At 53.3% G+C, this 6293-nt stretch carries 7 protein-coding genes; 6 read left to right on the plus strand and 1 reads right to left on the minus strand.

The genetic code is table 11. The features are described 5' to 3' along the window. Both VI895_10845 and VI895_10850 read left to right on the plus strand, forming a co-directional pair. Positions 1-1642: ATP-binding protein (locus VI895_10845; protein ID HLG20296.1), on the plus strand; the 1642-nt coding region annotated here is incomplete at its 5' end. 216 nt (positions 1643-1858) lie between these two features. Then, the gene (locus VI895_10850) at positions 1859-2893 is read left to right on the plus strand and encodes an HD domain-containing phosphohydrolase (protein HLG20297.1); all 1035 of its coding nucleotides are present in this window, start codon (positions 1859-1861) and stop codon (positions 2891-2893) included. Between the two features lie 15 nt (positions 2894-2908). Here VI895_10850 and VI895_10855 read toward each other — a convergent pair whose 3' ends face one another. Further along, positions 2909-3136: a hypothetical protein gene (locus VI895_10855; GenBank protein ID HLG20298.1), complete on the minus strand. Its 228-nt coding sequence runs from the start codon at positions 3134-3136 to the stop codon at positions 2909-2911. Between the two features lie 23 nt (positions 3137-3159). Between VI895_10855 and VI895_10860 the strand changes: the two genes are divergently transcribed. From VI895_10860 to VI895_10875, 4 genes are all read left to right on the plus strand, one after another. Continuing rightward, entirely contained in the window at positions 3160-3666 is a 507-nt protein-coding gene (locus VI895_10860; GenBank protein HLG20299.1) for a hypothetical protein, read from the plus strand. Positions 3667-3759: 93 nt separating this feature from the next. Further along, a complete protein-coding gene (locus VI895_10865; GenBank protein ID HLG20300.1) occupies positions 3760-4149 on the plus strand; it encodes a DUF309 domain-containing protein in 390 nt (129 codons plus the stop codon). Continuing rightward, complete coding sequence (locus VI895_10870; protein HLG20301.1) at positions 4146-5075, plus strand: lytic murein transglycosylase; 930 nt, start codon at positions 4146-4148, stop codon at positions 5073-5075. Before VI895_10865 ends, VI895_10870 begins: the two co-directional genes overlap by 4 nt. A 102-nt stretch (positions 5076-5177) precedes the next feature. After that, positions 5178-6290, plus strand: coding sequence for a hypothetical protein (locus VI895_10875; protein HLG20302.1), 1113 nt, complete (start codon positions 5178-5180; stop codon positions 6288-6290). The last annotated feature ends 3 nt before the right edge of the window (positions 6291-6293 follow it).

Here is a 6293-nt window from a genome sequence, read left to right on the forward strand (position 1 = left end):
CCCAATCGATGTCCTAAAGATGGAGCGGGTCTTCGACAACCTGCTCAGCAACGCCGTCAAATTCACCGACCGGCGAAAAGACCCTGAGCGGCGCGCCAACCCGGCAAATCTCATTCAAATTCGACTTCGAACGGATGAGGCACGTTTCTATATTGAAGTCAGCGACAGCGGAATGGGCGTTCCCCCGGAAGAACGGGGGCAAATTTTCGATCGTTACTTTCAATCTTCTCGAACGTCTCTGCGCGAGCATGGCGGTTCCGGGATCGGCCTTTCATTCGCCAAGGAGATGGTCGAGCTTCACAACGGCAAGATCTGGGTGGAGGAAGCGGACATCGGAGGTTCTAAATTCGTTGTCGCGCTGCCGTTGTCGCAGGATGTGGAATCGCTTTCCCAATACCGCCCGGAACCCGAAGCGGAGCGCAAAGAGGATCTTCGAGGCTCTTTGGATGTTGCGTATCCGCCCGAAGCGCCGACGACGGAAGATCCGGAACGGCCGACGATTCTTGTGGCTGAAGACAATCCGGAAATCGCTCAGATCATCGCGAAAGCGTTGGCGGATGAATTTAACGTCCACTTCGCTCAGAACGGCAGACGCGCGTTGGAACTACTCAATGCGAGAGCCTTTGACGGCCTATTGACCGATCTCGTGATGCCGGAGATGCGGGGGGACGAGCTGATCCGCGCCGTTCGAGAAGAACCGCGTCGTAAGGCGTTGCCGGTCATTGTGTTGAGTTCGCATGGCGAAGAGGAGACGGTGGTGTCGCTCTTGCGGAGTGGAGCGAACGACTACGTCACAAAACCGTTCCACCGGGATGTTCTGTTGGCACGTCTTCGCGCGCAGATCAGTTCCTATCGGACCACGCGTTGGGCTTCGAAGGTGGACAAACTACGTGAGCTGGGGCAACTGTCGGCCGGGATTGCGCATCAAGCGAAGAACCGGATGGGCAAGATGGGAAACAACCTTGATCTCTATCGGAACGTGGCGTTCGAAGCCGCGGGCGATCTTCAGAAACATGATCCAACCGGTGGAACCGAACTCCTGGAGAAATTGAAACGGATTCATGAAATCGTCCGGCGAGGATATGACGAAACCGATTCTTTGATTCAATCCATGGATCGTTATTCCAGCGGGTCGAAAAATCGAATGCAATTTAAGTTAGCCGAATGCGTGAAGACCGCGCTCGAGCTTCACTCCGACCGGATCAAAGGCAAGGGCGCCACGGTCGAGCTGAACCGTTTGGAAGATCTTGCGTTCGAGGGATACAACGAGATTGTCGAGGCGCTTGTCAATATCATCGGCAACGCCGTGGACGCTTTGCCGGAGGACGGATCAGGACAGTTGAAAATCGATGCGAATGACATGGGGAATCAGATCGCCATACGGATTCGAGACAACGGCGTCGGAATCGCTTCTGAAGTGTTGCCGCGGATCTTCGATCCCTTTTTTACGACTAAAGATCCGGGCAAGGGAACGGGGTTGGGTCTCTATCTCGTTCGAGACTACATTGAGCTCAAGTTAGGAGGCCGAATCCAGATTGTTTCCGAAGGAATCGGAAAGGGGAGCACGGTGACGCTTCTCATTCCCAAAGTAGCTCCGAACATTGCCGTGGACGAACCGCTCATGCATAAGATCGAAGTTTAGTTGGCTACGATCGAATCTTCGAAAAATGTGAAATGCCACATGCCTGAACGGATAAGCCATGGAAATGATTAGGGAGAGGGTGGGGGAGTTGGTTCTAGGTCTACAAAAGTTACGGTACTAAAGTTACATATATATAAAATAATCGTTTATTTATTTGAAATATTTATATAATATATAGGTACAAAAATTGCTATACCTCATCCCTCCGAGGCTGAATTGAAAGAACCGAAGACATTCAAACGTCGTTTTGAAGGCATAAAGTTCCTTTATGTCGACGACGAACCTGACAACTTAGAGAGCTTCGAACTCAATTTCGAAAACCAGTTTGAGATCGTCACCTCTTCGAGTCCGGTGGAGGCTCTGGAAATCGTGCGCAAGGAATCGAATCTGTCGGTTCTTGTGGTCGACCAAGTCATGCCTCGCATGACCGGCGTCCAACTCGCGGCGGAGTCGAAGAAGATCCGGCCCACGCTCACCTGCATCATGATTACAGGTAATGCGACCAAGAAATTGGCGATCGAAGCCGTGCGCGGCCGTCTCTTTTGGGAGTTTTTGGAGAAGCCGGTCAATTTCTCCGCCCCGGACGTCCGACAGATTTTTGTCAGCGCCGTCCAAGAACACTTGTTGGAAAAAGTGAAGACCGAGTACCACGTGGGTACGATCGGTGTGCTGGCTCAATTAATTGACGATAAAGACGGGCACACCCATGCGCATTCCGGTCGCGTCACGAAATGGTCGTTGAAGATCGCCAGGAAATTCGATTTGAGTGAAAAAGAGTTGGTGATGATTCGCGAAGGATCGCTTCTTCACGATATCGGCAAAATCAGCATCCCCGACGACATTCTAAAGAAACCGGGTCGTCTCACCGAACTGGAGCGCAAGATCATTATGACGCATCCGGGACGGGGAGGGGATTTATTGGAAAAAGTCCCGCAGCTGAAGGAGCTGGCTCCCATTGCCCGCTATCACCATGAACGACCCGATGGAAAGGGATATCCCTCGGGCCTGAAAAGCGAAGAGATTCCGCTTCTCGCGTCGATCGTCGCCTTGGCGGATTTTTTTGAAGCGTTGAGTTCCAAGCGCCCCTACAAGGAACCCTGGCACATTGACGACATCGTCAAAGAGGTCGCCTCCCTGCGCGGCACACAGTTTGTCGAAGAGGTCGTGGACGCTCTCTTCATCGTTCTGGAAGAAGAGGGCCTGATCAAACGCGAACGCATCACCGAAATCTGCAGCGCGATCGCCGCGTAATTATTCAACTCATATTCAGGGAACCTGTTTGGCGAGCCACGCAATTGCGATGCGGCGCTGCTTGATGAGCCTCCCTGCATCAAGATTCTTCGGAGGAATAAAGGGCGCCCGCGAAGGAAACGTTTTTGGAAAATGATCCTTCCAAGCCATCAAAAAGCCCCACGCTTCAACCCGGTCGCGTTCCGAAGGGGAGTCGATTGTCTTTAGGGCCGCTTCAAGTCGCTTTTGAATCGCACGTTTCACGATCTTCATTATAATTCATATCAATGAACAAGAGCACGATTGAGAAAGTCGTGAGAATTCTCATTGAGGAAGAGGGGGGAGACTGGGTACTTCTCGGGGGTTCTCTCGCGCGTCTTGAGTTCGGCGGCCGACGAGCGACCCTGGACATTGAATTGTTCAGTTGTGATGGCAAGCCCGAAAGCCGGCTCCAATTGCTTCGAACGGCCGAGAAAGTGGGCCTTCCGGTTGAAGCTTTGAATTCGGCTGCGGATTTTTTTCTATATCGGGTGCCGAAGTGGAAAGAGGAGCTGATTCTCGTGCGTAAAGGACGCCGTGGGAGGCTTTATCGGCCCTCGAAAACTCTCTTTTGCGCCCTGAAACTTTCCCGCGGCACAGACGCCGATATCGAGGATTGTGAGGTGGCGCTGCGGGCTCCAGGGGCGGATGTCGTTGAACCTCGAAAGTTAAAGAATTGGCTGGCGCGCCTGAAGGTCAAATTGAATGCCCCCGCGATGAAATTCCTTTCGAAAATGTGCAAACAAGAAGACTGAGGCTGCACGTTCTTGCCGCTTCATTTTGATCTTAGCGCCCCAATGTGAATAATCGGGGCTCGTTAGCTGTATTCGTTCCCTATCTTTGTTAGAATGAGTCCCCGGATGCCGCACTCCGACCGTTATCTCCTTTTCATCGAATATTTCAACAAGCGAAAATATATGTCGGCTCAGTCGACGCTGGGGGAGGAGTGGCTCGACGAGGCCGGGGCCGACAAGAACTTTTACAGCGGCCTCATCCAGGCGGCCGTTGCGCTTTATCATCTGACCAGCGACGACCCGTCGATGGCGATCAAAACGTATCAGAAAGCCCGTGATCTTCTAGCGCCCTACGGTGACCGTCACCTGGGAATCGATTTGAAAAGACTTCTGGTGGAGTTCAAGGCGCTTTTTACGGAAAAGGTGAAACCGGACGCGTCGCCGGAGGTCACTTACACGAGGTTTTTGCCGAAGATCGCGTTTGACCCGACCGGCGGCGGATGAATCTAAGGAAGCGAACTGGGCAGGGGGTCGCTCTCTCGCTTGCGGGGATTGCCGTCTCTTTTCTCTGTTCGTGCGCCGGGAAAGCTCCTCAAAAAATTCATGCCGAGCTCCAAGAGGTCGTAAAGGGATTTCAGGAACTTCGAATGTCGATGGAAAAAGAAGGTCTGACGGCCGCGGAGTTGACGCCCTTTGATCCGTCCGTCCTTTCGTTTCGAGATGACGCCGTAAAGGCCAAGATGTTGAGCATCGTTCGGCCGATGAAAAAACGGAGCATCAGCATGATGGATGTCGTGCACGCCCGCAGATTTATCAAGCGTCACGAAGAGGTTCTGGGCAAGGCGGAAAAGGAGAGCGCGGTTCCAAGGGAAGTCGTTGTTTCCATCATCTGGATTGAAACGACTTTCGGGACGTATCTTGGCAGATATTCGGTGCTCGATACGCTCGCCAGCCTGGCATTGCTTCGCATTCCCGAGATCGGGCGGGAGATTGCGGGCCAATCGCGCGTCCTGGCCCAGGTGGAAGCCGACGAAGATAAGACGCGGGACGACGACTGGAAAGATGTCGACTGGAGCAAGCGAACGCAGGAAGTCGGCGATCGATGGTACGGCGAATTGAAGTCTTTCTTGCGGCTTTGCAGTCATGCGGACTGGGACGTTCACGAAGTCTTTGGCTCGTGGGCGGGCGCCATCGGTTACGGCCAGTTTCTGCCTTCCGTCGCATTGGATTACATGTTGGAACGACCGGTCGATCTCTGGAATTGGGAAGACATGATTCCCTTGATCGCTCGGGAACTTGCGAAAATCGGATGGAGTTCGACCGAGACGGGCGCTTCAAAGGAAGAAGTTTTGTCTCGTTACAACGCTCCGAGGGCTTATGTGGAAGCGGTGTTGGAGATGCGGGCGCGTTTGGCGGGAGTGAGTAACTGAGCAATGAGTCCGGGTGTGAATCGATTTTGGATAACTTCTTTTGGGCTTCTGTTAGGCGGGAGTCTCCTCTGTGTCTTCGCCGATCCGGGGACGGATCCGACCGTGGAACGTCTTTCGCCGGTCGTTGCGGAGTTGCGGGAGCTCAAATTTCGCAAGCCGGTGGAGGCGGGCAAAAGGTCGAAAGAACAGATTCAAGCCTATATCGAAAGCCGCATCGCCGAAGAATATAAGGATCAGGAGATTGAATACGAACGAAGGACACTGGTCCTCTTGGGTCTTATGGACGCGTCGTTTCCGTATCGGCAATCGTTGATCGGTTTAATGCGGGAACAGGTGGCGGGTTATTACGATCCAACGGCGAAGTCGCTCTATCTTGCGGATTGGGTCAGCGGGACCGACAGCGATCCGATCTTTGTGCACGAGCTGACGCATGCCCTTCAGGACCAGCATTTTGAGCTGAAGAAGTTCATGAAGCGAAACATGGACGACGATGATCGCACGCTGGCGGTCAATTCGCTCTTGGAAGGGGATGCGTTCAGCGTCATGATGGACTTCAGCCTTAAAGGACAGAGCGCGCGAATGACCGACCTGCCCGATATGACGGCGGCGTTGGAACAGAGTTTGGCGTCACAGAAACTCGCGGAAACCGGTTTCAAAGATATCCCACAAATTTTGTTGGCGGGGGTTCTGTTCCCTTATGTACGGGGATCGGCGTTCATTCGGCATCTTCGCATGAACGGCGGCTGGAAATCGGTGGACGAGGCCTTTCGAAAGTTGCCGGCCTCGAGCGAGCAGATCTTGCATCCCGCAAAGTTTTTGGCCCGAAACGATCCCCCGATTGAAATCTCCAAGACGCTGCTTGATGGAAAATTGCCGCCCGGCTCGAACGTCCTGATGAGCAATGTCCTGGGGGAATTCGGCTGGCATATTGTTTTAGGGGCAAAGAACGGTTCCATCCCGAACGGATCGGCCGGAGCAGGTTGGGGCGGTGATCGCTTTTGGTTGATCGAGCTGAACAGCCCGAAAAAAGATGCGTTACTCCTCGCCAGCGTCTGGGATTCGGAGAAAGACGCTCAAACATTCGAAGCGGATTGGAAAAAAAGAGGCGCGGCGGCCCCGAAAGTTTTTCTTCGCGACGGAAAAAAGGCGTTGATCGGAATCAACTTGGTCGAATCGGACGTCCGGAAATCGGCGGGTAGCTGGTTCACTTATTGACCC

This window comes from Bdellovibrionota bacterium (genome assembly GCA_035292885.1).
GTDB lineage: Bacteria > Bdellovibrionota_G > JALEGL01 > JALEGL01 > DATDPG01 > DATDPG01.